The following is a 25994-nucleotide window of genomic DNA, read 5'->3' as shown; positions in this document are numbered from 1 at the left end:
TCTATCCCAGGCGGACGTCGAAGGCCGCGCCGTAGGGGAGTTCCGGATGGCGGGCCGCGATCTCCAGCAGCCGGTTGTATTTCGCGACGCGCTCGCCGCGGGCGGGTGCGCCTGCTTTGAGCTGGCCGCAGCCGGTTCCGACGGCGAGGTCGGCGATAAAGGCGTCGGCGGTTTCGCCGGAGCGGTGGGAAATCATCTGCCGGTAGCCGTGTTCCCGGCAGATCTCGATCGCGTCGAGGGTTTCGGTGACGGTGCCGATCTGGTTCAGCTTGATCAGCGCGGCGTTGGCGACGCTCAGCTTGGCTCCGCGGGCGATGCGGGACGCGCTGGTCACGAAGTTGTCGTCGCCGACGAGCTGGACGCGGTCGCCGAGTTCGGCGGTGAGCTCGCGCCAGCCGGACAGGTCGTCCTCCGCCATGCCGTCCTCGATGCTCCAGACCGGGAAGTCGCGGACCATCTGGACGTAGCGCTGCACCAGCTCCGACGAACTGTGCCGGTGGCCGTTGACCAGGTAGCTGCCGTCCGGCTGGCGGAACTGGGACGCGGCCGGGTCGATCGCGATGGCCACCCCGTCCGGCCCGGCCGGGTATCCGGCGTCCTCGATCGCTCGCAGCAGCAGGTGCAGGGCGTCCTCGGGGCGGGTCACTTCGGGGGCGAACCCGCCTTCGTCGCCGAGGCCCACGGAATGCCCGCGCTCGGCCAGCAGCGTGCGCAGGGCGGCGTAGATCTCGGCTCCGGCCCGGATCGCGGCTGCCGTGGTGGCGGCGGCGACCGGGGCGATCATGAATTCCTGGAAGTCGAGACCGGTGTGCGCGTGCGCGCCGCCGTTGAGCACGTTGAAATGCGGGACCGGCATGCGCGGTCCGGTCCCGGTGACGCGCAGCCAGGACCAGAGCGGAACCTCTCCGGCTTCCGCGAACATTCTGGCCGCCGCCATGGACACGCCGAGGATCGCGTTCGCTCCGAGCCGGCGGCGGTCCGCGGTGCCGTCGAGTTCGACCATCGCCGCGTCGAGTTCGGCGAGACTGGCCCACGCCCGGCGGCACAGCAGGCGCCGGAGTTCGCTGTTGACCGTGTCGACGGCGCCGAGGACTCCCGCGCCGCCGTAGCGGGATGGGTCGCCGTCGCGGCGTTCGTGTGCTTCGCTGCGCCCGGTCGACGCGCCGGAGGGCACTGCGGCGGCGGTGTGCCGGGGTCCGCAGGCCGCGGTCACCGACAAGGTGGGGCGGCCCCGCGAATCGAGAATCTCGCAGGCTTGCAAGCCGGTGAACTGCACGCTCGTCATGGGTTCCTCCTGGGGGGTGGGCGGTCGGCGAGGGGACGCACGGAGAGCAGGTAGGCGGCCCCGGACGCGAGCACCCCGGCGACGGCGAGCCAGGCCGAGCCGAGGGACCAGAGCCCGCCGGCGAGCGCGGCGAGCACTCCGCCGAGCCCGCCGAGCAGCAACCGGCTGCGGCGGCGCAGCCAGCTCAGCGGATCGGCGTGGCTTGCGAGGGTGCGCCGCGCCTCGGCGGTCATCAGGAACGCGAGGGCGAGAAGGCCGGTCGCGCAGCCGCGGGCTGGCGACGGTTCGCCGACCGCGAGTGCGACGCCCGCGGCGAGCACGGCGACTGTCGCGGCTGCCGAGTCCTGCCATCTCGCGGCGATCAGCGCGGCCAGGAGGCACGCCCCGGCGGCGATCGCGCCGAGAGCGGAGGTGTGGAGAGTCGAGGCGGCCATGACCAGTCCCGCGACGACCATCGGGACCGGCCCGCGCACGAACTCGGTCATGCGGTCCTCCCCGGCAGCGGGCGGCGAGCCAGCCGCCCCAGTACGTCGTCGAGCCACTGGCCGTCGTTCCACCCGAGCACCGGGATTCCGAGATCGGCCAGCCGTGCGAGGGTGCGGCGCCGGTCGAGCAGCCACAGGCGCCGGGCGGTCCGTTCGCGGCGGCCGCCGGGCGGTTCGGTGCGCAAGGTGTCGACCACCACGAGCGCGCATCCGCGCTGCCGGAGGTCGTGCACCGCGGTCAGCGCCCGGTTGTCCAGCAGCGGAGAGAACAGGACGACAGCGGCGCGAGGCGGCAGCGCCGGGCGCGGGATCCGGCTGAGGTCCGGCTCGACCACGGCGTCGTCGAGCCGGGACTCGACGACGGTGTCCGCGATCCGGTAGAACTGCCGTTCGCTCGCGTCGGGTCCGATCCAGCGGAGAATTCCGCCGAGCGAGACCACGCCGGCGCGGTCGCCGCGGCGCAGCGCCGCTCGTGCCACCGAAGCCGCTCCGCGCACCCCGAGGTCCAATGTGGACGCGCCAGGCTGGGCCACATCCGAGAAGGTGTCGACGACCGCGACGATTTCCGCGGCCTGTTCGGCGATCCGGTCGGTGACGTACAGTTCGCCCCGGCGGGCGCTGGCCGTCCAGTTGACCCGGGTCAGCCGGTCGCCCGGCTGATACGGCCGGACCGCGGCGAATTCGATGCCCCCGCCGCGCTTGCGTCCGAGGTGGACGCCGACCCGGTCCGGCAGATCCGCCGGGCGGGGCACGGCCTCGACCGCGGGCGCTTGCGGATAGACCCGCAGTTCCGGTCCGTCGGCGAGCAGCGCGGTTTCGGCCAGTCCGGAGTGCGCGAAGCAGACGACTCGCGGGCGCAGCGTCCGTCGTCCCCAGCGCCGCGGCACGAGAGTGAAGGTTCGTCCGTCCTCGGTGGACGAATCAATCGTGCGGGACCGCAGTTCGACGGAGGTTTCGTCGACACCGCCGGCCTGGACGTCGACGGTCAGGGAGACTTCGTCGTTCTCGACGCAGCGGGGATGCGGCAAAGCGGTTTGCACCGCGAGGGAACCGGCAGGCGCCTGCCTGCGCCGGCCGAACGCGAGCGCGCCCAGCATCGGCGCGGCGAATCCGAACAGCGCGAGGTCGCCGAAAACCGCCCCGGCGAGCAAGGCCAGCGCGGAGCAGGTGGCCAGGGCGAGGGCCAGGCGCGTCGGATGCCAGTGCACGGCAACGGGATTCATGCCGGATCCCCGGTGCGGGGGACCGGAACCTCGTCGAGAATCCGGTCGAGCACGTCTTCGCCCCGGATCTGGCGGACCCACAGCTCGGGACGCAGGCTCAGCCGATGCCCCCACGCCGCGGGCACGAGGTCCTTCACGTCCTCGGGCGTCACGTAGTCGCGCCCGGCCAGCAGCGCCTTCGCGCGGGCGAGCTGCACGAGGTCCAGGCACGCGCGCGGGCTGGCGCCGACCACGACCTGGGAATGCCCGCGGGACGCGCCGGCGAGCCGGACGACGTAATCGAGCAGATCAGGGTCGACCCGCACCTGCTCGACCGACTCCCGCAGCACCGGAAGCTCGTCCGGGGCCAGCACCCGCCGCAGCGCCGGCGGCGCGGAACCGCGGTCGAGGCGGCGGCGCAGCAGGTCCTGCTCGTCCTCGGCGGGCAGGTAGCCGATGCGGACCCGGAGCGCGAAACGGTCGAGCTGGGCCTCGGGCAGGGGATAGGTGCCCTCGTACTCGATCGGGTTGTCGGTGGCGAGCACGACGAAGGGATCCGGCAGCGGATGCGTGCGCCCGTCGACGCTGACCTGTCCCTCGGCCATCGCTTCCAGCAGCGCCGCCTGGGTTTTCGGCGGCGTGCGGTTGATCTCGTCGGCCAGCAGCAGGTTCGCGAACACCGGGCCGGGACGGAACACCAGCCGCCGGTCGGCCTGGTCGTAGACGACCGCGCCGGTCACGTCGGAGGGCAGCAGGTCCGGGGTTAACTGGATCCGCGAGAAAGCGAGGCCCAGCACCGTCGCGAACGACCGGGCGATCAGCGTTTTGCCCAGTCCGGGGAGATCTTCGATCAGGACGTGGCCGCGGGCGAGCATGCCGAGCAGGATCAGCTCCAGCACGGCGCGTTTGCCGACCACGGCGCGTTCGACCTCGTCGAGCACGGCGGCCGCGCGTACGCCCGCGGTGCTGCCGGTGCGGTCGGTGGCGGTCATCGGGCCTCCAGCCGGTCGAGGATCTTTTCGAGCGTGGCCGGCGACGGCCCCGGTGCGTCCCGGTCGCCCGAGCGGGTCCGGGCGGGGTCGGCCAACGGCCAGAGATCGGCTCCGAGGACTTCCCGTGCTTCGGGGCCGGTTCCCAGCAGCCGCACCAGGATCGGCCGCAGGTCGCAGTCCCAGGCGTGCATCGAGGTGCTCGACCAGGCGACGGCCGCGGCGAGGTGGTCGTAGCCGGGGAAGTCCGGCCGCCGGCCGGCGGGAGCGGGTGCGCTCGGCGGGGCGGCTCCGTGCAGCGACGCGCGCACGCTCAGCACCGTGAGCACGGTGACGAGCACGGCACAGACGAACAGCCCCGCGGCGGCGCCGACGGCGTAACCGACGGCAAGCAGGAGCGCCGCGGTGGCGGTGAGCACGACGGTGATCATGACTTTCTCCCCAGGTCGCCGAGGAGTTCGTCGAGCGCCCGGCGTGCGGTGTCCCGATGCGCCTCGGTCATCTCGTGCGTGCTGAACCGTGCTTCGGCGAAGACGCCGAGCAGCCGGCGGGCCGGTCCGGAGCGGACGAGACCGGCGTCCGCGGCGCGAGACAGGACCGCGGTCGGCGTATCGGCCGGCCGCGGAGCTGCATCCGATCCGGCGAGAGCGCGTTCCATCGCGGCGAACGAGCGAAGGATCGCCCCGCGCGGCCCGCCGGAGGCGATCTCGCCGAGCTCGGACCGCCCCGCTTCGGCCGCTGCCGCCAGGGCCGGGGAAGACGCCGTTCCGGGCGTCCTTTTCCCGTGCATCCGGCTGAAGACCGCCAATGCCAGCACCGCCCCGGCGAGAACGGCCAGCAGCAGCCAGGGCGGACCGCCGTCAGCGGGACCGCCGGAAACCGGGGCGGGCGGAGCCGCCGGAGCGACCGGAGGCGGGGGTGTGGCGGCAGGTGTCACGCGGGACGCGACGACGGCCAGCACGACGATCGGAGCCACGGTGACCGCGAGCGTCACCAGCACCGCCCACCGCCGCCCCCACTTGGCGCCCAAGGGTTCGTACACCGGCTCGAAGTCGTCGTCCTCCGGCTTGCGACGGCGGCGCAGCGCAGTGCTAGCCCAGAGAATCAGCAGCGCGCAGGCAAGCACGAGAACCGAAACGACGACGATGGTCGTGGTGCCCGCCGCACGGACCAACGGGCCCGCGCACGACCATCCGGCCCCGGCGCGAGCTCTCAGCCCGGCCGCGCCGAGCGCCAGCAGCACGCCGACAGCCAAGACCGCTGCCGACGGCGCGGCGTCACCCAGGCGTCGCATCCGCACACCTCTCCCTGACGTGTTCGCCAGGGACCGTCAGCGGCGTGCCGCGGTTGCGGGTGAGCCCCATCACCTGTGCGCAATTGTGCCACGGCGCGGCGCGGAACGCGATCAGCCGCAGCGCGGGCGCGGCCGCGATTCGGCTGCTACCGTGGAAAACGCCTGGCGGCGCGATGCGCCCCGGCCGGCGATGGGGCTCGCCGCGACTGCGCCGCCCGGCGCTGATGGCTTCTACCCGTGACCGTGTCCGCGCTGCATGCCGCGCGGCCGGACGAGGAGGAAGCCATGGGGCTCGACGCCGAACCGGTGCACCTGCGCTGCTCCGGGCTGGTTCTGCGGCAGCAGCACGTCCTGCTGTGCCAGCGGATCGCGGACTGGGTGCTGCCCGGCGGCACGCCGCGCGCGGGCGAATCGGTCGCTGCCTGCGTGCGCCGGGAAGTCCGCGAGGAAACCGGGCTCTCGGTGACCCCGGCCGGGGTCGCTTTCGTGTTCGACACCGCCCATCCGGAGTACGGCCAGAGCCTTGTCGAGATCGTGCTGCACGCGGTGGCGGACGAGCCGGACAGCGAGCCGCACGGCGTCGAAGACGGGCTGGTGCCCGCGTTCATCCGGCTGGAGCGCTTGGCGGCGGTGGGCTTGCGGCCCCCGATCGGCGGTCATCTGCGTGCGTTCCACCGCGACAATCGCACCGCCGCGTATCTGGGCAACGTGTGGCGGCCGGCGCCGTCCGAAGCGCGGCGGGCGTGGTGACCGCCGCGGCGCGGCTGGCGCGTTCGGCCGAACAGCTCCGCCCGCACCTCCCGCCCGACCGGCTCCGGATGCTGGACGACGCGCTCGCTCGCGCGCGGACCGGCCGGACCCGGGTTCTCGTTCTCGGCGAGGCGAAACGCGGGAAGAGCACGCTGGTGAACGCACTGTTCGGGCGTGCGCTGCTGCCCACCGGCGCGCTCCCGGCGACCTCGGTGGCGGCCGTGGTGACGGTCGCGTCCACTGTGGACGCCGAAGTCCGGTACCGCGGCGGGGAACGCCGCCGGGTGGACCTGGCGGAGGCGGCCGAGCTGGCCAGCGAGCGCGGCAACCCGAGCAACGAGAAGAACGTCGACACCGTGCGGATCACCGCACCGTCGCCGTATCTTCCCGAGGGCGCCGAGGTGGTGGATTCGCCCGGCACCGGCTCCGTGCACCAGGCGAACACCGACGAGGCTGCGCGTGCGCGCGGCACGGTCGATCTCGCGGTGCTCGTCGTGGCCGCCGATCCGCCGGTGTCGCAGGCGGAGCTGGCCCTCGCGGAGGAGGTGACGGCCACCGCGGCCGCGACGGTCGTCGTGGTGAACAAGATCGACCTGGTCCGGGAAGAGGACCTCGGGGAGATCGTCGCCTTCACCCGGTCGGCGGTCACGGCCCGGCTCGGCGCAGGTGTTCCGGTGCTGCCCTTGTCGCTGCGGACCTCGGCTCCGGACGAGCTGGCCGGCTGGCTCGCGGAGCGGATCGCCCGGCACGGAGGATCCGACGTCGTGGCATCGACCGCGCGGGCGTTGCGGCGCGAGACTTCCGCCGTGCTGGACGGCCTCAAGACCGAGTGCGAGCTTCTCAGCCGCACCGCGGACGACAGTGCGCGCGCAGTGGCGGCATTGCGCGAGATCTTCGACAACGCACATGGTGCGGAAGCCGCTGCGATCGACCATCTGCGCGGCGAAGCGCGGCGCGCCCGTCCCCGCCTGGACGCCTCGCACGAACGGGCGGTCACGGCAGCGAGAGCGGCTGCGGAGCGGTTGCTGGGCACAGACCTCCCGGTCTCGCCAGAGCGTCCCGAAGACCTCGCGGACACCGCGCGGAAGCAAGTGGCCGAGCGCGCGATCGAATCGTGCGCCGGCTGGTTTCACCACGTCGGCGGCGAACTGGAAACCACCGTGCGACGCGCCGCCGGGCAGGCTGTTTCCGGACTGACCGCCGACCTCGCCCGCGCCCGGCACGCCGCCGCGGGCGTGCTCGAGATCCAGCTGGCCGACGCACCGGCCCCGGAACCGGTTGCCGCGCCGCGACTCCCGGTCCTCGAACTCGCTCCGGAAGTCGTCTGGCGCGAACTGGTCACCACCGCTCTCGCGCACCGGATGCCCAGGGCGGTCCGGCGAAAGCGACTGCACCGTCACCTGGTCGAATGGGCTGGCAACGCGGTGCCCCGCCCGTACGGTCGTGCTCGGTCCGCGTTGCAGGACTGGCTTCGGGAAGCCGGCCTCGCGAACGAGCGGGCAATCGCGGAGATCTGGAGCGCTCAGCTCGCCGCGCTCGAAACCGGTCTCGAGGAAGCGGACCGGGCCCGGGCGGGGGAGCCCTCGGCACGGCTCGCGCACGTGCGCGAACGGATCGAGGAGCTGGAGCGGACGATCCGCGACCTGGACGAAATGCTTTCGACCGTTCCGGCGCGGTGATCCGGCATGCTGGGCAATCCACAGTGGACGAACGCGGAACTTCGCGTGCTGGACTGGGTGCACGACCGGACCTCGCCGCCGGCGGTGTCGCTCGCCCGCGCGGTCACGCTCGCGGGGGAGACACCGGTGGTCTGGGCGGTGGTCGGGACATCGTGCTTGGTCCGGACCGGTGCGCGCGAGCGGTGGGCGAGCCCGCTAATCACGCTGGCGGTGGCGACCGCGGTCCGGCACGTGCTCGCCGAGCGGATTGCCCGGCCGCGGCCTCCGCGACGATTGTGGCGCGCTTCGTGGTCCGGCCCGAGCTTCCCCTCCCGGCACACCGCGCTCGGTTCTCTCGGGATCGCCTTGACCGCGGCGAATCTCTTGCCTCGTCCCGGGCCGGCAGCCGCGGCGGGCGCGGCGGCGATCGGAATCAGCCGGATCGTGCTCGGGGTGCACTGGCCGAGCGACGTCCTGGGCGGCTGGGCGTTCGCGGCCACGGCGCTGGCGGTGTCTCGCGGGGCGCGAAGGGGGAATCGTGATCGGCGTTGAGCTCGGCCACGCGTTCGTCGAGTTTCCGGTTTTCGACGCGAAATCGCGTTCGCTGAAGCGGCGAGTGCTGCGCTCCTCCGGCGGGACGATCCGGACCGGCGGGAAGGTGCCGGTCGTCACGGCGTTGCGGGACCTCACCGTGTCGATCGAGGAAGGCGACCGGGTCGGGCTGGTCGGGCACAACGGCGCGGGGAAGTCGACGTTGCTGCGGCTGCTGGCCGGGATCTACGAGCCGACCCGCGGGAGCGCGAGGAGGACGGGGCGGGTGGCGCCGGTGTTCGACCTCGGCTTCGGGTTCGACCCCGACAGCACCGGGCTGGAGAACATCGTGGCGCGCGGCATGTTCCTCGGGATGTCCCGGCGGCAGATGCGCGCGCGGATCGCCGAGGTCGCGGAGTTCAGCGAACTCGGCGACTACCTGCGGATGCCGTTGCGCACCTACTCCACGGGCATGCGGGTGCGGCTCGCCCTCGGCGTGGTGACGTCCGCCGACCCGGAGATACTTCTGCTGGACGAAGGAATCGGCGCGGTCGACGCGGATTTCCTCGTGCGCGCCCGGTCGCGGCTGCACGATCTGGTCGACCGCTGCGGCGTGCTGGTGTTCGCCTCGCACACCGAAGAACTGCTGCTCGACCTCTGCGACTCGGCGTTGTGGCTCGAGTCCGGCCGCGTGGTCCGGGCCGGTCGCGCGGACGACGTGGTCGCCGCCTACCGGTGCGGCGGCGGGCGAACTCACGAGACGTCGGCGGCGGGCTGAACCGCGGGCGCGAATCCGTATTCGAGGGCGTGCCGGGCGGACAGTGCGTTCGCGCAGGCTTTGCACGCCACCAGACGGGTTTCGGTGACGGCCAGATCGGCGGAACTGAATCCGGTGACATGCCTGGTCGAACCGCGGCCGATCCGGACGCAGGCGAGGCACGCGGCGGCGCCGCAGCTGGTGCAGATCGCCACGCTCGGGCAGGAGCGCCCGGCGAGGGCGCAGTCGAGGCAATGCATGGGTTTCCCTTTCGGTCAGGTGAGCACGAGAACCAGGGCGAGAACCGCGACGAACGCGATGAGCAGGTAGCTGACGTAGGCGTCGAGCCGTCCGTTCTGCAGGCGCTTCGCGGTGCGCACGACGGCGAGCAAGGGACGCAGCAACGGACGGTAAAGGAACCGTTCGACGGCCTCGACGACGTCGGAGCTGTAGCCGAGATGCGCTCCGGAGGCATCCGGGCGGAGGTCGTCTTCCTGGCCGCCGCTGCGGTGTTCGATCGTGCGCAGTTCGGCCCGGGTGAGCAGCACGTTGGCCAGGATTTTGCGCGTCGGGTTGGCGAAGGCGAAGGGCTTGTACTGGTTTTCGCCTTCGACGCCGCCGGTCGCGGAGCGCCACGCGGGCACCCGGCGGACGGCGAAGACGCGGCGGCGGCCGAAGACCGCGCACACCAGCGCGGCCGCGGCGAGCAGCGCGGGCAGCACGATCGTCAGCCATGACGGGGACAGCGCGGAGAAGCCGGGGTAGACCGGCTGCAGCACCCACGGTTCTTTGAACGCCGATCCGGTGACCGCCGGCGACACGACCGGGCTCAGCCCGGCGGCGATCACGCCGACCAGCAGGGGCGCGACCGCGGCGGCGCCGACACAGCCGAGGCAGAGCGCCGCGATGCCGGCGGCGCCGAGCGGTCCGGTTCTCCGGGCGAGCGTTTCGTCGCGGGGGCCGCGCGGGCCGAGCACGGTGAGCCCGACGATGCGGACGAACGCGACCGCGGCGAACCCGGCGGTGAGCGCGACCAGCGCGCCGGTGACCGCGAGCGGGAGCGTGTAGCCCAGGGCTCCCAGGCGGAATTGCTGCATCAGCGCTTCCAGCAGGAACCATTCGGACACGAATCCCGCGGTCAGCGGCAGCCCGGCGAGGGTGAGCGCGCCGACGGCGAGCCCGGTGCCGGAGAACCGGAGCCGTCTGCCGACTCCGCGCAGCGCGTCGAGTTCGGTGGTGCCGGTGGCGTCCTCGATGCCCGCGGCCGCGACGAACAGCAACGATTTCGCGAGTGCGTGCGCGACCGTCTGCAAGGTGGCGGCGAGGAGCCCGACCGCGAGCAAGGGCGCCTTTCCGGTCGTGGCGCCGATCATCGCGACCGCGTACCCGACGCTGATCAGCCCGGCGTTTTCCACGCTGGAGTACGCGATGACTTCCGCGAGGTCGGTCTGCACGGTCGCGTGGGCGATGCCGAGCAACGCGGTGGCCCCGCCGAGCAGCAGGACGACCACCGCGAGCCACGGCGGCGGCTGGTGCAGCAGCGCCAACGTGCGCCACAGGCCGTAGAAGCCGGCGTTCACCGCGACCCCGGCCATGACCGCGCGCAGCGGACCGGGCGCGGCGCGATAGCCGCGCGGCATCCACACGTGCACCGGGACGAGGCCGATCTTGACCGCGAAGCCGAGGACCAGCAATGCGTAGGCCGCGTCGCGAGCGGAAGTCTGCGGGAGCGCGGCGAAACCGGCCAGCGAGAAGCTGTTCGACTTCCCGGCCAGCAGCAGCATCCCGACCAGCAGGGACGCCCCGCTGAACTTGCCGAGCCCGACGGTGACGATCGCCGGTGCCGCCGCGGCGCCGCGTTCGTGTGCGGTGATCAGGTAGAACGCGATCGTCAGGCATTCCCAGGCGAACAGGAACACGAACACGTGATCGGCGGTGACCACGATCGCGATCGACGCCAGAGTCAGCGCGTAAGCGCAGCCGAGCCCCCGCGCGCGAACGCGGTGCGGGCGGACCGCCCACGCCGCGCACGCCAGCGAAACCGGGACCGCCACCGAGAAGCTGATCACCAGGAACAGCGCCGACAGCCGGTCGACGGTGAGATCAGCCGCGCCGAAGCCGAGGAAAGCGTCCAGACTGAGCCGGACCGGCGTCCCGGCGAGCCCGGCTGCCCCGACGACGGTGAGCAGCACGGAGGCCGTTGCCCCGAGGAGGTAAGGAAGCAGCCGTGCCCACGCGCGGCCGACACCGAGCCCGAGATCCGCGAGCAGTGCGAGGCCCAGCAGCAGGAGAGCGGCGAGCAGGACGGCGGTCATCGTGCGCGCTCCGTTCCGGGCAGGCGGCCGGTGGCGAGCAAGATCGCGTGCAGCAGCCGGAACGGGCTCGGCGGTGAACCCGGCACCCAGACGTCGACCGGAAGGAGTTCGCCGATGCCGCCGGACACCGCGTAGGACGGGGACGTCAGCCCTCCGCTGACCGCGTCGGTTCCGGCGGCGATCACCACGACGGGACGGGGCATCGCGTCGAGAGTGCGGGCCAACGGCGCGGTCATGCCGTGCGCTCCGGCTCCGGTGACGAGCAGGATGTCGGCGTGCCGCGGGCTGGCGGTGAAGAAGATGCCGAGCCGGTGCACGTCGTAGACCGGGTTGAGCAGCGCCTGGATCTCCCATTCGTCGGCGCCGTCGGAGCCGGCGTCCACGTGCCTGAGGTGGACCGACCGGCGCAGCGCCCGGGTGCGGCGGGCGAGCGCGGTGCGGACGCGGTCCAGGTCCGGGTCGGTTTCGGGCAGTTCGGGCACGACGAGCCCGTCCCGGGTCAGCCAGGCGTCGTCGATGCCCTCCTGCCATTCGAAAAGGTCCGGCCGCGTCCGGACGCAGGCACCGCAGCCGATGCAGCCGCCCTGGTCCAGCCGCACCCGGTGCTGCCAGGGGCGGATCGCGCCGGTCGGGCACAGTTCGTCGAGGCCGGGCTCCCAGCGCGCGGACGCCAAGGGGCGGGCGAGCGAGCGCACGTCGTCGGCGTCGGGCCGCCGGGGGTAGCCGGTCGTGACGATTCCGTCGCGCAGGCCGCGCAGCACCCAGGGCACCTACATCACCACCCCGGCGATCGAGAGGCCGAAACTGGCCTCGATGAACGGGAAATCGGTCAGGACGTCGCCGCGGAACGCGTGCGAGAACACTGCCAGGTTGTGAAAGGACGCCGAGCGGGGAGCGCAGCGGCGCACCCGCCCCCCGTCCCCGAGGTCGAGGAAGTACAGGACTTCGCCCTGCGGCGCCTCGGCCCATCCGACGGACTGGCCCGCGACCGGCTCGAACGGGGTGAAGAGCACGTCGTCGGCTTCGTCGTCGAGCAGTTCGACGAGCTGCTCGATCAGGTCGAACGACTCGGCGACCTCGTCCCAGCGGACGCGGAGGCGGGCCATCGCGTCGCCGTCGCGGTATTCGGGGCCCTGGCGGCGGGTGAGCTTGGGGTAGGCGTCGTAGGGCCGCTGCCAGCGGGCGTCGTCGCCGGTGCCGCTGGCCCGGCCGACCGGGCCCAGCAACCCGTGTTCGAGAGCGAACTGCTCGTCGAGCGGACCGGTGCCGCGCAACCGGTCGAGGAACGACGCGGTCTGCATCAAGGCGGCGGAATCGCTGTCGATGTCCCGGCGCAGCAGGCCCGCACGCGACCGGAGGGCGGCGCGGCCGAGCAGCGGGAGCGCGCGGATCCCGCCGGGGCGCACGACGCCGCGGCCGAACCGGCTGCCGCACAGCGCGGACACCAGGCGGAGCACCCGTTCCTTGTGCCAGCCGAAGCGGGCCACGGCGACGGCGAGACCGGCGGCGTCGGCGAGTTTCGTCGCGACGTCGAGATGGTTGGCGATGCGTTCTAGCTCGGCGTGCAGCGCGCGCACCAGGTGCGCGGTGATCGGGGGCTGCGTTCCGGCGATTTCTTCGACCGCGTGGCAGAAAGCGAGCGCGTGTGCGACGGAGGCGATGCCCTCGGCCCGCTCGGCCAGCAGCACCCCGCGCTCCGGAGTCATTCCCTCGAAGCGCACCTCCAGCCCGCGGTGCTTGAAATGCGGGCGCACGTTGATGTGCGGGATGTCCTCGCCCGGGGTCTCGACCACGTACTCGACCGATTCGAACACCCCGGAGCGGACCGGGCCGTGCGGGAAGCTGAACAGGCCGGTGCCGGAAACGTGGCTGGGCAACGCCCGTTCGTCCGGTTCCACGTGCGCGGGATGGTACGCCGCGCCGGGGCTGGGCAGCGGTGCGTTGTCCTCGGCGTGCGGCAGCACGAGCGGGTCGAGCCGCGGATGTCCTTGCGGCACCACCCCGTACAGGTCGTGGAGTTTCCGTTCGTACCAGAACGCCGCCGGGATCCGCGGGGTCAGCGAGGAGTAGCGGTCGGCGCCGGGAGGCAGCGTCAGCCGCTCCGCGTCGATTCCTTCCGGCCGGGCGAGCAGCACGAGCAGGGTCAGGCCCTCGGTGCGGTCGCCGTCGCCGGCCAGCGCGGCGAACCGGGCCCCGGACTCGATGCGGGCGAGGATGTTCTCGACGGTCATGTCCCGCCTCCCAGCTCGGCGACGCCGCGGGCGAGCAGCTCGCCGAAATCGGCGGGCGGGTGCACGCCGAGGACGATCAGCACGAGCAGCCCGGCCACCATCGGCGCGACCATCCACGCGCTGGGCTCGCCGCGCGCCGGCAGGTCGCCGCCGCCCCGTACGAACAGCATGCGAGTCGTGGCCACGGACAGCCCGAGGAAGGCGAGCGTCACCAGCACCACCAGGACGACCGTCACCGCGTTGTGCGCGCTGGCGAGCCCGCCTGCGAAGATCTGGAACTCGCTGCGGAACAAGCCGAACGGCGGCATCGCCGACAAAGCGAGTATCGCGAACAGGAACAGCGGGGCCGTCCACGGCAGAGTGTCCAAACAGGACCGGATCACCGCGGTGTCCTTCGTGCGGTACTTCCGGACCAGGACGCCGGCGCCGAAGAACGCGTTGCCCTTCGCCGCGGCGTGCGCGATCACGTGCAGCAGCACCCCGGCCAGCGCGAGCGGCGCGCCGAGCCCGACCCCGATCGCGAGAATGCCCATGTGCTCCACGCTCGAATACGCCAGCAGCCGCTTGAGATCCCGCTGTTCGAGCAGGTACAACGCGGCCAGCAGAAGGGTCAGCACGCCGAACACCAGCAGCACGGTGCGCGGGAATCCGGAGCCGAGCGTGCCCGCCGCGACCTGGTAGTAGCGCAGCACGGCGTAGAAACTCACCGCGAGCAGCGAACCGGACAGCATCGCCGACACCGGCGTAGGAGCTTCGGAATGCGCGTCCGGAAGCCAGGTGTGCACCGGGAACAGCCCGACCTTCGTGCCGAACCCCACCACGGCGAGCACGAACGCCAGTTGCACGGCGGTGTGCGGCAACGCCTTTCCGGCGGTGAGCAGGGGAGCGAAGGCGACGTCGTAGGACGAGCCGAGCACCGTGGATCCGGCGTAGTACATGACGATCGTGGCCAGCAGGCCGATGCCGAGCCCGGCGGACGCCAGCAGCACGTACTTCCACGCCGCTTCCGCCGCGTTGTCGGTGTCGTCGAGCGCCACCAGCAGCGCGGACACCACGGTCGTGATCTCCACCGCGATCCAGAGCAACGCCAGCCCGTCCATCAGCGGCGCGCACATCATCGACCAGGCGAACAGGTTGAGCCCGAGATAGAACCGCCGGGCATGCCGGGAAAATCCGGGACGGGCGCGCTCGGCGTTGAGATAGCCGATGGAGTACACCGCGGTCGCCGCGTAAAGAAAGGTCGTGCCGAGCAGGAACACCACCGAGATCGCGTCGGCGCGGAGAATCCCGTACTGCACCGGACCGCGCGCGACCGCGGGCACCAGCGCCACCGCGAGCCCGAGGCTGCCCAGCGCGGTGAACAGGCTGAGCGTTTCGCTCACCCGGACGCGGCCCGCCGGCGCCGCGAGGCACGGGAGCAGCGGCAGCGTCGTGAGCAGGATCAGCACGGCCGGCATCTCCTCACCCCCGCAACCGGGTCAGGTGCCGCGTGGACAGGGATTCCGAACGCCGGTGGTGCACCTGCATCAGCACGCCGAACACAACCACCGCGACCAGCAGATCGAACAGGAACGCCACCTCGAGGATCAGCGGCATCCCGGCCGCGACCACGAGGCTGGCCAGCGACACCCCGTTTTCCAGGGAGAAAAACCCGATCGCCTGGGACACGACGTCGCGCCGCACGATCATCAGGACGAACGCCACGAGAATCACCGCGACCGACAGCGCGAGCGCGGTTTCCGGCAGCGCCGGGCTGGTCACGTGGAAGCGCCCGGTCGCGAAGAACCCGAACGCCGCGACCGCGACCGCGAGCAGCACTTCGCTGGCGACGCCGAGCGCGCCGCTGCCGGCGATCTCCGTCCCGGCGGTGCGCAGCATCCGCAGCACCAGCCAGGGCACCACGATCACCTTGAGCGCCAACGACAATCCGGCCAGCGCGTACAGCTCGGGCACGTCGCGCGCGACCGCGACCACCACCGCCAGCAGGGACACCAGCAGAGACTGCGCCGCGTACACGCGGACCTGGGCCCGCAGCAGCGCCGCCCGCAGCATCGCGAATTCGGTGAGCAGCACCAGCACCGCCAGCCCGTTCGCGACCCCGGCGTACACGCCGGGCGGGGCGACGGCGGCCGGATCCGCAGCCAGGACATTCATCAGCCGCCTCCGAAGTAGAGGGTGAACACGGCCAGCACCGCCAAGAGGAACGCCGCCGCGACGAACTCGGTGATCTTGAACAGCCGCAGTTTCGCGAAAGAGTTGTCGATGACCGCGATCACGACGCCGAGCACCGCGCATTTGCCCAGCAGCGCGGCGATGGCGATCGCGACGGCCCCCGCGCCGGAGGACGACGCCAGGCCCCACGGCGCGATGAACACATTGATCAGGATGGTGAAGAGGATCAGCTGTTTCATCGCCGATCCCCAGCGCAGCATCGCGAAGTACGGCCCGGAGTGCTCGAACGGCCGAGCCTCTTCGATCATGCCGAATTCGTTGGTGCCGGTGTGGGTTTCGACCGGGATGCGGCCGGTTTCGGCGAGGATCACCAGCAGCAGCGCGGCCGCCGCGAGCAGGTGCGCCGGGCGCACGATCTGCTCAGCCGAGGCCCGGACGGTCCCGGCCAGCGCGTAGGGAAGGTCGGTGCCGGTCACCAGCGCGACGGTGAAGACCACGAACAGCACCACCGGTTCGGTGATCGCGCTGAAGGTCTTGGCCCGGCTCGCGCCCATCTGCGCGTACGGCGAACCGGTTTCGGCCGCGGCCACGGCGACGGCGAAACTGGCCAGCGACAGGACGAATCCGCCGCCGAGAATGTCGCCCATGTACCCCAGCGGAAGCGGGAACGTCGTCAGCACCGGGATCAGCAGCGGCACCGTCAGGTAGCACGCCATCGCGCCGAGCGGCGCGACCAGGAACACCCAGCTCGCGCCGTGCGGGGCGAGTGCCTCCTTGCGGAAGAGCTTGCTCAGGTCGTAGTACGGCTGCAGCAGCCGGGTGCCGCGCCTGCCCTGCAGCCGCGATTCCACCCGGGCGATCAGGCCGGACACCCCGGGCGCGGCGATCAGCACGGTGAGCACCTGGGCGAGCTGGACGACCGGCGCGTTCACGGCAGCTCCCCGGGCCGGGGAGCGGACTGATGATCGGGGACTGCGGAATCCTCGTCCACTCGGACCTCCTCTACCGGCCTGCCAGCGTGCGAACACGAAGGTGGTGCGGTAGAGGCCATCAGCGGGAAACCCCGCGGTTGAGGCGAGCCCCATCGCCTGTGTGCCCAGTGTGACCACCCCGGCGGCGTCGCGCAAGCCCGCCGGACCCGTACGGGTCCTTGACCCCCGCGGCCGCCGGCGATGTACTGGACGCGGCGATGGATCCCGCCGGGGCCGTGCGGTCCGAACCGCCTCCGCGGAGGCTGATGGTTCCTGGTCGCTTCGAGCCGCCCGGGACCAGGAGGACCGTCGTGAAGGTTGCCAAGAGGGCGTTGCGGGTGTCGATCTTCCTCGGCGAGGGCGACGTGTGGCATCACAAGCCGACTTACGTCGAGATCGTGCACCGGGCGCACAAAGCGGGGCTGGCCGGCGCGAGCGTGCTGCGCGGCATCGAGGGGTTCGGCGCGGGCTCGCGCATCCACACCCAGCATGTGTTCCTCTTGAGCGAACGCCTGCCGGTGCTGGTGCTCATCGTGGACGCGGAGGAGAAGATTCGCGCGTTTCTCGACCAGCTCGACGACATCGAGATCAGCGGGCTGGTCGTGGTCGACGAGGTCGAGTCCATCCGGTACGCGGAATCATCGCCCCGGCGCTCGCATTGGTGGTCCCCGACCTGACCCGGGCGAACCGGAATACGCCCGTCTGCGTCCGGTCGCCGGGTCGGCTAGGCTGGAAGCGCGGCGGTGGGGCTCGCCGCTTCGGGAAGCGCCCGGAGGAACTGCGTCCGCCGCGGCGCCAACGGTCCCTGCTTGGCTGGTGTGTGCTCAGGACAAGCAGGAGGCGCGGGTGAGCGACGACGTCGGGGTGAGCGACCCGATCGATCCGGATGTCGATCTCCGGGTTCCCTCGCAACGCCGGGAATTGCTCCGGACGCACGGTGCCGTGCTGGCGGTCGTCGCGCTCGGCGGCGGGCTGGGCGCACTGGCCCGGCTCGGACTGTCGGAACTCTTTCCCGCCCGGCCGGGGGCATTCCCGGCCGCGACGTTTGCCACGAACGTCGCCGGTTGCTTCCTCATCGGCGTCCTGATGGTGCTCATCACCGAGGCGTGGTCGGCGCACCGGCTGGTCCGGCCTTTCCTGGGGGTCGGCGTGCTGGGCGGGTTCACCACGTTTTCCGCCTATGCGGTCGAATCCCGGGTACTGCTGGAGCCGGGGACCGTGCTGATCGCTTTCGGCTATCTGGCCGGGACCCTGATCTGCTCGCTGCTCGCGGTGCTCGTCGCGGTCTGGCTGACCAGGAGCGCGACCGGCGTGGCCCGCCGCCGGGACGAAAGGAACTGAGCATGCAGCTCACCGGTTATGCCCTGCGCATGTCGATTTTCCTCGGGGAGTACGACATGTGGCAGCACAAGCCGCTGCACCGCGAAATCCTCGAGCGCGCCCGCGACGCCGGTCTCGCCGGAGCCACCGTGCTGCGCGGCTGCGAGGGCTACGGGATCCACGCGATGATCCACACGACCCGGCTGCTCAGCATGTCCGAAGACCTGCCGATCCTGATCGTCGTCGTCGACGCCGAGGACAAGATCCGCGCCTTCCTGCCCGAACTCGACGAGCTGATCGGCGAGGGAGCCGTATTCCTGGACGAAGTCGAAGTCATGACCAACGAGAAAGCCCGCCGCCGGTGACCGCAGTGGAGAACCGCACGATGGAACTGGACGCGATCGTCGAAATCCCGATGGGATCGCGCAACAAGTACGAGATGGACTTCGAACGGGGCCGGATCCGGCTGGACCGCACCCTGTTCACCGCGACGCAGTACCCGGCCGACTACGGGTTCTTCCCGGACACGCTGGCCGAGGACGGCGACCCGCTGGACGCGCTGGTGCTCGTCGCGCACCCGACCTTTCCCGGCTGCCAGATCTCGGTGCGGCCGGTCGCGGTGTTCTGGATGCGCGACGAACACGGCCCGGACGCGAAAGTGCTGTGCGTTCCCGCCGAGGACCCGCGGCAAGAACACGTCCGGGAGCTGTCCGACGTGCCCGCGCACCTGCTGAGCGAGGTCGGCCATTTTTTCGACGTGTACAAGGATCTCGAACCCGGCAAGTCCACCGAGGTGCGCGGCTGGCAGGGCCGGGAGGAAGCCGAGCGGGTCGTCCGGGCGGCGGCCGACCGCTATCGCGGGCAGTGACCCGCCGCCGACCCGCCGCTCTTGCCCGCCTCGGCGAAAAGGCGGACAGTGGGAAACGGCGATGAGGCTCGCCGCAACCGCGGAACCACTCCGCTGATGGCCTCTGTCCCGTCCGGGAGAGGAGGCGCGGTGCCTGAATCCGCCAGTTCCGCATGGGCGACGCCCGGTGCCGGGGGCGGAGTGCGGTTCGTGCACGACGCCGGGGATCCGGTCGTTTTCGGACGTCCGCCCGGCGCGACAGTGCGGATGTGCGTGCCCGCGCCGGATCCGGCCGCGCCGGCCACGCTGCGCGCCGCCGTGGCGGCCGACGTGGTGCGCCGGATTCTCGAAGACCGCTACGGCCTCCAGGTGTTCACGACGGTGGTCCGGCCGGGCGTCGATGCGCCGAGCCGGGAGCGGGCGGTGCTGGACCGCGTTTTCCGGGCGTTGTGGATTCCCGGGCCCGCCCACGTCGCCAGGTCGTTCTCGGAGGTGCGTGCGCACCTTCTCGTCGAGCCCGCGAAAGACCGGGGCCCAGCACCGGAAGGCGTGCTGCGGATCGTCGTGGGCCCGGTCGTGCCGGACGGGCAGGCACCGGCGGGAGAACCCGATCTGCTTCCGACGCGGCTGGCGTTCCTGGCGGCAGGTCTGCGCGAGGAGATCGCGCTGGGACCGGATCAGCTCGCCGAGGCGGCCGCGACCCTCGCGCGGTGGCGGGAGCGGGTAGCGCAGTGGGGCGCGGAAGCGTCGAGCCGGATGCCGGAAACCGTGGTGCGCAAGGCTTATGCGGCGCTTGACGACGACGTCGGCACTCCGGTCCTGCTCGGGATCCTCGACCGCGTCGAGGCGGATCCGGAGATCGGCGACGGCGCGAAGTTCGAGCTGTTCGTGCACCTGGACCGGTTCCTCGGCCTCGATCTGCCGCGCTGCCTCGGTTCCGGGCACCGATAGCGCCCCGCGCTTCCTCAGCGGCGGCGCACCGTCCCACCGCGAGCCCCCCCACGCCGGGACTGTGCGCCGCTTTGGCGGGGGCGGCCGGAAGCGGCAGACCGCACCGGCCGTCCCCGCGCCGAGCGTCGTCACCAATGCCGGAAACCTGAGCCGCGCCGGTCTCGTCCCGCCGACCGTCCACAAGAGACACCGGTGTCGCTGAAATATCCGATTGATGTCTGCCTGACCGCATCAGTCCGTCCGTGAGAGGACCGCTCATCCCGCGTCTGGCTCAGACCGCGCCTCGGCCGGCATCGAGCGTTCTCACCGGGGTGCGGGACGCCATACGTTTCCCAGGTAGGCGGCGGTGCGGCGGCGGCCTCCGGCGTGGAAAGCGCGGATGTGCCCGGCGATCGGGGGTCGCATGCCGAGCCCGGCCAGCGCTTCGAGCGGTACGAACTCGGGGTGCAGCCCGGCTTCGACACAGGCTGGTTCCGCGTCGATTTCAGTCTCGGCGGACAGCACGATTTCCATCAGGTGGTGCCCGGCCGCCGCGTTGGTGGCGTCGAGCACGAATGCGACGCTCGCCGGGTGCACGGCCAGCCCGGTCTCCTCACGGGTCTCGCGCCGCACGCAGGCGCCGACCGACTCGCCGTGCCGCGGCGTGCCGCCGGGCAGGACCCAGTCGTCGCTGCGCCGGCACAGCAGGACCGTGTCACGGCGCAGCACGAGAGCCGAACAGCGCAGGCTGATCGTGTCCTGATCGTCCACTGGGCACCTTTCGGGGTTGCGGGGTCAGAAGTCGTGCTCGGCCAGTGCGGTTCCGCCGCGCCGGTTGCCGTGGGCGTCCGTGGCGGTCAGCGCGGGCACCATCTCGGTGGTGACCAGGCCGTGTTCCTGGGTCAGTTCGTCGACGATGTCGAAGGAAGCGGCGATGTTGCCCGGCCGGTCTATGACGACGGTGACGGTCGGGACGTGCCTGCTCAGCTGGAACACCCGGTCGCCGTGCGGGCGGTGGTCGCCGTGGAAGCCCCACATGCCGCGCAGCACGGTCGCGCCGCGCGCGGTGCCGGACTTGCGCAGCCGTTGCACCAGCGCACGGTGGACGGGACGGCCCTCGTGCAAGGCGGATTCCGAGGTGTAGACCATGAGTTTCTGCCACAGTTGCCGGCCGCGTTCGTCGGTTTCGGGCAGTGCGTGCGGCCGTTCGAAGAGTTGGCCGTCGCGTTTGCAGATGCGGACCCGTTCGAGGGTGAGCAGCGGGTGTTCCAGCAGCCCGCCGAGTTCGGGCAGCACGCGCGAGATGCGGTCGCCGTCTCCCACGGTCATGATCATCATCGGGACCTCGGCGTTGCGGCTGAAGAACCGGGCCCGTTCCCGCTGTCCGTGCGCGGTGCCGTCGACGCCGAGCAGCACGGTCGCGCCGGCGATGCCGCGGCGGTGCAGCAGCCGGCAGACCGCTTGGTAGGCGGGCATCCGGAAAACGCGTTCCTGGCGTCCGATGTAGATGGTCAGCTTGGTTCCCTCGTGGAGCTCCTGGGGCAGCAGTGCCGGGCCGATGTCGTGCTGCAGCATGCGGGCCCGTTCCAGCACGGTCAGCCCGCCGGGGTTCAGTCCGGTCACCTCGTCGAGCAACGCTTCGATCCGGTCTCGGGTGTCGACGGCGATCGTGGCGACGGGCAGGTCCTCGGACAGGGTGAGCGACTGGTCCGTGCGCAGATGGTGCTTGAGCCCGAAACCCGCGGCTCCGCGCAGCATGATGCTCGTGGCGACCTCGTGCGCTCCGTAGACGTCCATGACGGCGTCGGCGAAGAACCGGCCGCCGACGCGGCTGCGCTCGCCGAAGTAACTGGTCAGCTTCAGGCAGTCCTCGTTCACCAGGCGCCTCCGATCCACCGGCCCAGCGCCGCTCCCGCGATGCCGAACACCAGGCTGAGCACGATGTTCGCGAACGCGACGGCGTACTGGCGTTCTTCGCTGACCCGGTGCGTCTCGAGCATCCACGTCGAGAAGGTCGTGTACGAGCCGACGGCGGCGGTCCCGGCGAGCAGCGCGCCGTCGTGGCCGAGCGCGGCTCCGGCGACGACGCCGAGCAGCACCGCTCCGGACAGGTTCACCGCGAGAGTGCCGAACGGGAACGCTTTCCCGGCCCGGTTCGCGACGAAGCCGTCGACCAGGAACCGCAGCACCGACCCGGTGCCGCCGATCAGCGCCACCCCGATCCACACCAGCACGGTCATCCGCGCACCCGCACGCGGCGGACGAGCACGGTGGCGGTGTAGATCGCCGCCAGTCCGCCGCCGACGCTGGCCGCGGTGTAGGCGACGGCGAGACCGTGGTCGCCGTGGTCGATCATCGTGAGGATTTCCACCTGCATGGTGGAAAACGTCGTGAGACCCCCGCAGAGACCGGTTCCCAGCAACGGCCGGCGGTAGCTCGAAAGCGGCAGCCGCTCCTGCAGCCGGGTGACGAAGTACCCGAGCAGGAAGCTGCCCGCGATGTTCACCCCGAACGTCGCCCACGGCCAAGCGCCCGCTCCCGCGGGCAGCACCGTGCCGAGGAAGGCGCGGGCCGCGGTGCCGAGCGCGCCTCCGGCGAAGATCGCGGCGAGTTCACGCCGATCGCGAGCCATGGTCGGCAGGCACCGCCTTTCCTGGCGTCGTCCCGGCTGTCATCGCGTGCTGCCGGGCCGCGCACCGTAGGGGAGCCCGGGGTGGCCGGTTTCGATGTCCATGAGGCGGTTGTATTTCGCGACGCGCTCGCCGCGCGCGGGCGCGCCCGCTTTGATCTGGCCCGCGCCGGTGCCGACGGCGAGATCGGCGATGAAGTCGTCGCCGGTTTCGCCGGAGCGGTGGGAGACCATCCAGGTGTAGCCGTGGTCGCGGCAGGCTTGGATCGCGTCGAGGGTTTCGGTGACCGTGCCGACCTGATTCGGCTTGACGAGGGCGGCGTTGGCGATCCCGCGGGCGGCCGCGCGGCGGATCAGCTTGGCGTTGGTGACGAAGTTGTCGTCGCCGACCAGCTGGACGCGTTCGCCGAGCCGGTCGGTCAGTTCGCGCCAGCCGGCGTCGTCGTCCTCGGCCATGCCGTCCTCGATGCTCCAGACGGGGAATCCGCGCACGATTTCGCAGTAGCGCTCGACGAGTTCGGCCGAGCTGAGCCGCGCGTCGCCGATGCGGTAGCTGCCGTCCTCGCCGCGGAATTGCGACGCGGCCGGGTCCAGTGCGAGCGCGATTCCGTCGTCGCCGAGCGGATAACCGGCGTTCTTGATCGCCTGGACCAGCAGCGTGAGCGCTTCTTCGGGTTGAGCGAGCCGAGGGGCGAACCCTCCTTCGTCGCCGAGTCCGACGCTGTGGCCGCCTTCCGCGAGCAGCTTGCGCAGGTGCCGGTAGACGTCGGCGCCCGCCCGGACGGCTTCGACGGTCGAGGGCGCGCCGAGCGGCGCGACCATGAACTCCTGGAAGGCCAGTCCGGTGTCGGCGTGCGCGCCGCCGTTGAGCACGTTGAAGTGCGGGACCGGAAGCCGGGCGGCCCGTCCGGGAAGCCGCAGCGACGCCCACAGCGGCTGCTTTTCCTGCTGGGCGAAGAGCCTGCTGACCGCCATGGACACGCCGAGGATCGCGTTCGCTCCCAGCCGGTACCGGCCGACGGTGGCGTCGAGGTCGACCATCGCCCGGTCGAGGTCGGCGAGGCTGGACCAGGGCTGGCTCCGGGCCAGGTCCCGCAGTTCGCCGGTGACCGAGGCTGCGGCGAGACGCACTCCGGCTCCGTCGTAGCGGTCCGGGTCGTCGTCGCGGAGTTCGTGGGCCTCGTTGCGGCCGGTCGACGCGCCGGAAGGCACGGACGCGGCGGCCCGCAGCGTTCCGGTCGCCGCGGTCACCCGCAGCGTGGGCCTGCCGCGCGAGTCGAGGATTTCCCGGGCGTCGAGGTCGACGATTTCGAGAGCGGGCACACGTCCTCCTGGCACAGTTCGTCTCTGCCAGGGACCGTCAGCGGATGTCCCGCGGTTGAAGGCGAGCCCCATCGCCGGTTCCGATTGTGCCATGGCCGCCGCAGCCGCGCCGGAGTGCCCGGATCTCACTGGCGCGGGTCCGGCCAGCCGCGCTGGCGCACGTACCAGCCGGCCGCCGCGGGCGCGATCGCGGTGAGCAGCGCCCCGGCGCCGATCACGACCGGGGCCGAGCACTGGATGCCGACGCAGGTGATCACCAGCCCGGTGCCCAGGAGCATCAGCAGGCCCAGGGCGGTCCAGAGCAGGGTCGCGCCCCCGGGCGGCCGGGCGGAGGCGAGCCGATGCGCCAGCGAGGGGTTCTCTTCGGTGAGGAAGCGTTCGATCTCGTCGAGTTTGCGTTGCTCGTCGTCGGGCAGCGCCATGGGACCTCCGCGTACGCCTGCGTCTGCTGTGGCTGGCGATGCGACGGTGCCGGGCAACCGGGACGGCGAGGTTCCTGCCGGATCGGAACGCGGACGATCGCATCGGGCAGGGACCGTTGGCGACGGACGTCGCGGTTCGGGTCCGGCGGGCCCCACCGCCGGGCGTGCGAAACTCTGGGAGAGAGTAAAGCATCCGGGAAGAACGGGCGCCGGGCGCGCTCAGCCCCGGACGAGCCTGCGATGCGCGGCGCGCCGCGGGCGGGCGGTTCCGGAACCAAGCCGGGCGGTCCGATCGGCAACGTATCCGGAGAAGTTCCCCTCGAACCAGCGCCAGCGGGCGGGTCCTTCCCACGCGAGGAGGTGGGTGGCGACCCGGTCGAGGAACCACCGGTCGTGGGCGGCGGCCACGACGCAGCCGGGAAAGCCGAGGATCGCGTGCTCCAGCGAAGCGAGGGTTTCCACGTCGAGGTCGTTGGCCGGCTCGTCCAGCAGCACGACGTTCCCGCCCCGGGCCAGTGTGAGCGCGAGGTTGAGGCGGTTCCGCTCGCCGCCGGAGAACAGCCGCGCGGGTTTCTGCTGGTCCGGTCCTGTGAACCCGAACGCCGCCAGGTACGCGCGGGACGGCACGGTGCTCCGCCCGGCGGTGAGGAAGTCCCGGCCGCCGGAGACGATTTCCCACGCGGTGCGGCCGGGATCGATTCCGGCGCGGTTCTGGTCGGCGAACGACATCCGGACGCTGCCGCCGATCCGCAGCGTTCCGGCGTCGGGCCGCTCCTGCCCGGCCAGTATCCGGAACAGGGTGCTCTTGCCCGCCCCGTTCGGCCCGAGCACTCCGACGATGCCGTTGCGGGGCAGCGAAAACGAGAGACCGCCGAACAACTCCCGGCCGCCGACCGCCTTCCACAGGTCCGCGGCTTCGACGACGAGAGAGCCGAGCCGCGGCCCGGGCGGAATCCGGATCTCGCTGAAATCCGGCTTCCGCGTCCGCTCCGCGTCGTCGGCCATCTCCTCGTACCGGCGCAAGCGCGCGCTGCTTTTCGCCTGCCGCGCCTGGGTTCCGGAGCGGATCCAGTCGAGTTCCCGCTGAATCCGCTTGCGGCGCCGGTCGTCCTTCACGCCTTCGACGCGCAGCCGTTCCTGCTTCTTCTCGAGGTAGGCGGAGTAGTTGCCCTGGCAGGAGAAGACGTGTCCGCGGTCGAGTTCAAGGATCCATTCTGCGACGCGGTCGAGGAAATACCGGTCGTGGGTCACGGCGACGACGGCGCCCGGATAGCCCGCCACATGCTCTTCGAGCCACTGGATGCTTTCCGCGTCGAGGTGGTTGGTCGGTTCGTCGAGCAGCAGCAGATCCGGCTGCCGCAGCAGAACCCGGCACAACGCGACGCGTCGCCGCTCGCCGCCGGAGAGCTGTGCGCCGGCGGCGCCCGGCGGCGGGCAGCGCAGGGCGGCCATCGCCTGTTCGAGCCGCGAGTCGAGATCCCAGGCGTCCCGGCGGTCCAGGTCGGCTTGCAACCGGCCGAGTTCGTCCAGCAGGTCTTGCGGGCTGTCCGCCGCGATCCGGCCGGCGAGCCGGTGGTAGTCCTCGATCAGCGCCGTCGTGTCGGCGACCGCGGAACGGATCGCGCCCAGCACGGTTTCGCGGTCGTCGAGTTCCGGTTCCTGCCGCAGGATCCCGACCGACGCTCCGGGCGCGAGGGCCGCGTCGCCGCCGGACGGGCGGATCAGGCCGGCCATCACCTCGAGCATCGTCGACTTGCCCGCGCCGTTCGGGCCGAGGACGCCGATCGTGGCGCCAGGCGGGAAAGACAGCGTGACGTCGTCGAGGAGCACCTTGTCGCCGCGGGCGACCCGCACCTGGTCCATCCGGTAAATCCACCGCATCG

29 protein-coding genes and 4 riboswitches are annotated in these 25994 nt (G+C 71.8%); of the genes, 9 read left to right on the top strand and 20 right to left on the bottom strand.

Features of this window, described 5'->3' with window-relative positions; genetic code table 11:
• Position 1: 1 nt before the first annotated feature.
• Genes eno (DMP23_RS19670) through DMP23_RS19645 form a run of 6 tightly spaced genes read right to left on the bottom strand, consistent with a single transcriptional unit; the run spans position 2 to position 5255 of the window.
• Positions 2-1285: a phosphopyruvate hydratase gene (gene eno, locus DMP23_RS19670; protein WP_337822010.1), complete on the bottom strand. Its 1284-nt coding sequence runs from the start codon at positions 1283-1285 to the stop codon at positions 2-4.
• On the bottom strand, positions 1282-1770 hold the full coding sequence (locus DMP23_RS19665; RefSeq protein WP_337822009.1) for a hypothetical protein: 489 nt from the start codon (positions 1768-1770) through the stop codon (positions 1282-1284). The genes eno (DMP23_RS19670) and DMP23_RS19665 overlap by 4 nt, the downstream gene beginning before the upstream one ends.
• A complete protein-coding gene (locus tag DMP23_RS19660) occupies positions 1767-2993 on the bottom strand; it encodes a DUF58 domain-containing protein (protein ID WP_337822008.1) in 1227 nt (408 codons plus the stop codon). Before DMP23_RS19660 ends, DMP23_RS19665 begins: the two co-directional genes overlap by 4 nt.
• Positions 2990-3964 carry an AAA family ATPase gene (locus DMP23_RS19655; protein WP_337822007.1) on the bottom strand — a complete coding sequence of 325 codons (975 nt, stop codon included), beginning with the start codon at positions 3962-3964 and terminating at the stop codon, positions 2990-2992. Before DMP23_RS19655 ends, DMP23_RS19660 begins: the two co-directional genes overlap by 4 nt.
• Complete coding sequence (locus DMP23_RS19650) at positions 3961-4392, bottom strand: hypothetical protein (protein ID WP_337822006.1); 432 nt, start codon at positions 4390-4392, stop codon at positions 3961-3963. Before DMP23_RS19650 ends, DMP23_RS19655 begins: the two co-directional genes overlap by 4 nt.
• On the bottom strand, positions 4389-5255 hold the full coding sequence (locus DMP23_RS19645; protein ID WP_337822005.1) for a DUF4129 domain-containing protein: 867 nt from the start codon (positions 5253-5255) through the stop codon (positions 4389-4391). The genes DMP23_RS19650 and DMP23_RS19645 overlap by 4 nt, the downstream gene beginning before the upstream one ends.
• Before the next feature lie 237 nt (positions 5256-5492).
• Here DMP23_RS19645 and DMP23_RS19640 point away from each other — a divergent pair, with 237 nt between their 5' ends.
• The 4 genes from DMP23_RS19640 to DMP23_RS19625 are packed head-to-tail and all read left to right on the top strand — an operon-like array spanning position 5493 to position 8972.
• Positions 5493-6005 carry an NUDIX hydrolase gene (locus tag DMP23_RS19640; protein ID WP_337822004.1) on the top strand — a complete coding sequence of 171 codons (513 nt, stop codon included), beginning with the start codon at positions 5493-5495 and terminating at the stop codon, positions 6003-6005.
• Positions 6002-7684, top strand: a complete 1683-nt coding sequence (locus DMP23_RS19635) for a dynamin family protein (RefSeq protein WP_337822003.1) — start codon at positions 6002-6004, stop codon at positions 7682-7684. Before DMP23_RS19640 ends, DMP23_RS19635 begins: the two co-directional genes overlap by 4 nt.
• 6 nt (positions 7685-7690) lie before the next feature.
• On the top strand, positions 7691-8215 hold the full coding sequence (locus tag DMP23_RS19630; protein ID WP_337822002.1) for a phosphatase PAP2 family protein: 525 nt from the start codon (positions 7691-7693) through the stop codon (positions 8213-8215).
• Positions 8202-8972: an ABC transporter ATP-binding protein gene (locus DMP23_RS19625; RefSeq protein ID WP_337822001.1), complete on the top strand. Its 771-nt coding sequence runs from the start codon at positions 8202-8204 to the stop codon at positions 8970-8972. Before DMP23_RS19630 ends, DMP23_RS19625 begins: the two co-directional genes overlap by 14 nt.
• Here DMP23_RS19625 and DMP23_RS19620 read toward each other — a convergent pair.
• From DMP23_RS19620 to DMP23_RS19590, 7 genes are read right to left on the bottom strand one after another with little or no spacing between them, the layout of a single operon-like run.
• Complete coding sequence (locus DMP23_RS19620; RefSeq protein WP_337822000.1) at positions 8948-9211, bottom strand: hypothetical protein; 264 nt, start codon at positions 9209-9211, stop codon at positions 8948-8950. The genes DMP23_RS19625 and DMP23_RS19620 overlap by 25 nt on opposite strands.
• Positions 9212-9226: 15 nt before the next feature.
• Positions 9227-11266: a proton-conducting transporter transmembrane domain-containing protein gene (locus DMP23_RS19615; RefSeq protein ID WP_337821999.1), complete on the bottom strand. Its 2040-nt coding sequence runs from the start codon at positions 11264-11266 to the stop codon at positions 9227-9229.
• Positions 11263-12036, bottom strand: a complete 774-nt coding sequence (locus DMP23_RS19610; protein ID WP_337821998.1) for an NADH:ubiquinone oxidoreductase — start codon at positions 12034-12036, stop codon at positions 11263-11265. The genes DMP23_RS19615 and DMP23_RS19610 overlap by 4 nt, the downstream gene beginning before the upstream one ends.
• On the bottom strand, positions 12037-13497 hold the full coding sequence (locus DMP23_RS19605) for a hydrogenase large subunit (RefSeq protein ID WP_337821997.1): 1461 nt from the start codon (positions 13495-13497) through the stop codon (positions 12037-12039).
• Positions 13494-14954: a proton-conducting transporter transmembrane domain-containing protein gene (locus DMP23_RS19600; RefSeq protein ID WP_337821996.1), complete on the bottom strand. Its 1461-nt coding sequence runs from the start codon at positions 14952-14954 to the stop codon at positions 13494-13496. The genes DMP23_RS19605 and DMP23_RS19600 overlap by 4 nt, the downstream gene beginning before the upstream one ends.
• Before the next feature lie 4 nt (positions 14955-14958).
• Positions 14959-15651 (bottom strand): hydrogenase, encoded by a 693-nt coding sequence (locus tag DMP23_RS19595; protein WP_337821995.1) that lies wholly within the window; start codon positions 15649-15651, stop codon positions 14959-14961.
• On the bottom strand, positions 15651-16601 hold the full coding sequence (locus tag DMP23_RS19590; protein WP_337821994.1) for a respiratory chain complex I subunit 1 family protein: 951 nt from the start codon (positions 16599-16601) through the stop codon (positions 15651-15653). Before DMP23_RS19590 ends, DMP23_RS19595 begins: the two co-directional genes overlap by 1 nt.
• Before the next feature lie 102 nt (positions 16602-16703).
• A riboswitch (Fluoride riboswitch) is annotated at positions 16704-16767 on the bottom strand.
• A gap of 78 nt (positions 16768-16845) precedes the next feature.
• Positions 16846-16923: riboswitch (Fluoride riboswitch) on the top strand.
• A 28-nt stretch (positions 16924-16951) separates the two neighbouring features.
• On the opposite strand from DMP23_RS19590, the gene DMP23_RS19585 reads away from it, so the two are divergent.
• The 5 genes from DMP23_RS19585 (at position 16952) to DMP23_RS19565 (ending at position 19758) form a co-directional block, all read left to right on the top strand.
• The gene (locus tag DMP23_RS19585) at positions 16952-17317 is read left to right on the top strand and encodes a DUF190 domain-containing protein (RefSeq protein WP_337821993.1); all 366 of its coding nucleotides are present in this window, start codon (positions 16952-16954) and stop codon (positions 17315-17317) included.
• Between the two features lie 169 nt (positions 17318-17486).
• Positions 17487-17981 (top strand): fluoride efflux transporter FluC, encoded by a 495-nt coding sequence (locus DMP23_RS19580; RefSeq protein WP_337821992.1) that lies wholly within the window; start codon positions 17487-17489, stop codon positions 17979-17981.
• 2 nt (positions 17982-17983) lie between these two features.
• Positions 17984-18325 (top strand): DUF190 domain-containing protein, encoded by a 342-nt coding sequence (locus tag DMP23_RS19575; RefSeq protein WP_337821991.1) that lies wholly within the window; start codon positions 17984-17986, stop codon positions 18323-18325.
• A 20-nt stretch (positions 18326-18345) separates the two neighbouring features.
• Positions 18346-18828, top strand: coding sequence for an inorganic diphosphatase (locus DMP23_RS19570; protein WP_337824415.1), 483 nt, complete (start codon positions 18346-18348; stop codon positions 18826-18828).
• 48 nt (positions 18829-18876) lie between these two features.
• Positions 18877-18941: riboswitch (Fluoride riboswitch) on the top strand.
• A gap of 16 nt (positions 18942-18957) precedes the next feature.
• Positions 18958-19758 carry a hypothetical protein gene (locus DMP23_RS19565; protein ID WP_337821990.1) on the top strand — a complete coding sequence of 267 codons (801 nt, stop codon included), beginning with the start codon at positions 18958-18960 and terminating at the stop codon, positions 19756-19758.
• A gap of 303 nt (positions 19759-20061) precedes the next feature.
• Here the strand turns inward: DMP23_RS19565 and DMP23_RS19560 are convergent, their stop codons facing one another.
• The 7 genes from DMP23_RS19560 to ettA form a co-directional block, all read right to left on the bottom strand.
• Entirely contained in the window at positions 20062-20508 is a 447-nt protein-coding gene (locus DMP23_RS19560) for an NUDIX hydrolase (RefSeq protein WP_337821989.1), read from the bottom strand.
• 24 nt (positions 20509-20532) lie between these two features.
• Positions 20533-21615, bottom strand: coding sequence for a DUF190 domain-containing protein (locus tag DMP23_RS19555; RefSeq protein ID WP_337821988.1), 1083 nt, complete (start codon positions 21613-21615; stop codon positions 20533-20535).
• Entirely contained in the window at positions 21612-21977 is a 366-nt protein-coding gene (crcB, locus tag DMP23_RS19550) for a fluoride efflux transporter CrcB (RefSeq protein WP_337821987.1), read from the bottom strand. The genes DMP23_RS19555 and crcB (DMP23_RS19550) overlap by 4 nt, the downstream gene beginning before the upstream one ends.
• The gene (gene crcB / locus DMP23_RS19545) at positions 21974-22369 is read right to left on the bottom strand and encodes a fluoride efflux transporter CrcB (RefSeq protein ID WP_337821986.1); all 396 of its coding nucleotides are present in this window, start codon (positions 22367-22369) and stop codon (positions 21974-21976) included. The genes crcB (DMP23_RS19550) and crcB (DMP23_RS19545) overlap by 4 nt, the downstream gene beginning before the upstream one ends.
• 39 nt (positions 22370-22408) lie before the next feature.
• On the bottom strand, positions 22409-23689 hold the full coding sequence (gene eno / locus DMP23_RS19540; protein ID WP_337821985.1) for a phosphopyruvate hydratase: 1281 nt from the start codon (positions 23687-23689) through the stop codon (positions 22409-22411).
• Between the two features lie 21 nt (positions 23690-23710).
• A riboswitch (Fluoride riboswitch) is annotated at positions 23711-23774 on the bottom strand.
• Between the two features lie 40 nt (positions 23775-23814).
• On the bottom strand, positions 23815-24111 hold the full coding sequence (locus DMP23_RS19535; RefSeq protein ID WP_337821984.1) for a DUF3040 domain-containing protein: 297 nt from the start codon (positions 24109-24111) through the stop codon (positions 23815-23817).
• A 219-nt stretch (positions 24112-24330) separates the two neighbouring features.
• On the bottom strand, positions 24331-25992 hold the full coding sequence (gene ettA / locus DMP23_RS19530) for an energy-dependent translational throttle protein EttA (protein WP_337821983.1): 1662 nt from the start codon (positions 25990-25992) through the stop codon (positions 24331-24333).
• Between the last annotated feature and the right edge of the window lie 2 nt (positions 25993-25994).

The sequence above is a fragment of the Amycolatopsis sp. A1MSW2902 genome, from assembly GCF_017312175.1.
Taxonomy (GTDB): Bacteria; Actinomycetota; Actinomycetes; order Mycobacteriales; family Pseudonocardiaceae; genus Amycolatopsis; species Amycolatopsis nivea.
This window is presented reverse-complemented; position numbering and strand designations above follow the sequence as displayed.

Bases quoted from the DNA above. Each gene is read 5' to 3' on its own strand.
- DMP23_RS19660 (WP_337822008.1), bottom strand. From the start codon at position 2,993: ATGAATCCCGTTGCCGTGCACTGGCATCCGACGCGCCTGGCCCTCGCC.
- DMP23_RS19600 (WP_337821996.1), bottom strand. From the start codon at position 14,954: ATGCCGGCCGTGCTGATCCTGCTCACGACGCTGCCGCTGCTCCCGTGC.
- crcB (WP_337821986.1), bottom strand. From the start codon at position 22,369: ATGGCTCGCGATCGGCGTGAACTCGCCGCGATCTTCGCCGGAGGCGCG.
- crcB (WP_337821987.1), bottom strand. From the start codon at position 21,977: ATGACCGTGCTGGTGTGGATCGGGGTGGCGCTGATCGGCGGCACCGGG.
- eno (WP_337822010.1), bottom strand. From the start codon at position 1,285: ATGACGAGCGTGCAGTTCACCGGCTTGCAAGCCTGCGAGATTCTCGAT.
- DMP23_RS19630 (WP_337822002.1), top strand. From the start codon at position 7,691: ATGCTGGGCAATCCACAGTGGACGAACGCGGAACTTCGCGTGCTGGAC.
- DMP23_RS19620 (WP_337822000.1), bottom strand. From the start codon at position 9,211: ATGCATTGCCTCGACTGCGCCCTCGCCGGGCGCTCCTGCCCGAGCGTG.
- DMP23_RS19645 (WP_337822005.1), bottom strand. From the start codon at position 5,255: ATGCGACGCCTGGGTGACGCCGCGCCGTCGGCAGCGGTCTTGGCTGTC.
- DMP23_RS19605 (WP_337821997.1), bottom strand. From the start codon at position 13,497: ATGACCGTCGAGAACATCCTCGCCCGCATCGAGTCCGGGGCCCGGTTC.
- DMP23_RS19650 (WP_337822006.1), bottom strand. From the start codon at position 4,392: ATGATCACCGTCGTGCTCACCGCCACCGCGGCGCTCCTGCTTGCCGTC.
- DMP23_RS19615 (WP_337821999.1), bottom strand. From the start codon at position 11,266: ATGACCGCCGTCCTGCTCGCCGCTCTCCTGCTGCTGGGCCTCGCACTG.
- ettA (WP_337821983.1), bottom strand. From the start codon at position 25,992: ATGCGGTGGATTTACCGGATGGACCAGGTGCGGGTCGCCCGCGGCGAC.
- DMP23_RS19535 (WP_337821984.1), bottom strand. From the start codon at position 24,111: ATGGCGCTGCCCGACGACGAGCAACGCAAACTCGACGAGATCGAACGC.
- DMP23_RS19595 (WP_337821995.1), bottom strand. From the start codon at position 15,651: ATGAATGTCCTGGCTGCGGATCCGGCCGCCGTCGCCCCGCCCGGCGTG.
- DMP23_RS19665 (WP_337822009.1), bottom strand. From the start codon at position 1,770: ATGACCGAGTTCGTGCGCGGGCCGGTCCCGATGGTCGTCGCGGGACTG.
- DMP23_RS19655 (WP_337822007.1), bottom strand. From the start codon at position 3,964: ATGACCGCCACCGACCGCACCGGCAGCACCGCGGGCGTACGCGCGGCC.
- DMP23_RS19570 (WP_337824415.1), top strand. From the start codon at position 18,346: ATGGAACTGGACGCGATCGTCGAAATCCCGATGGGATCGCGCAACAAG.
- DMP23_RS19575 (WP_337821991.1), top strand. From the start codon at position 17,984: ATGCAGCTCACCGGTTATGCCCTGCGCATGTCGATTTTCCTCGGGGAG.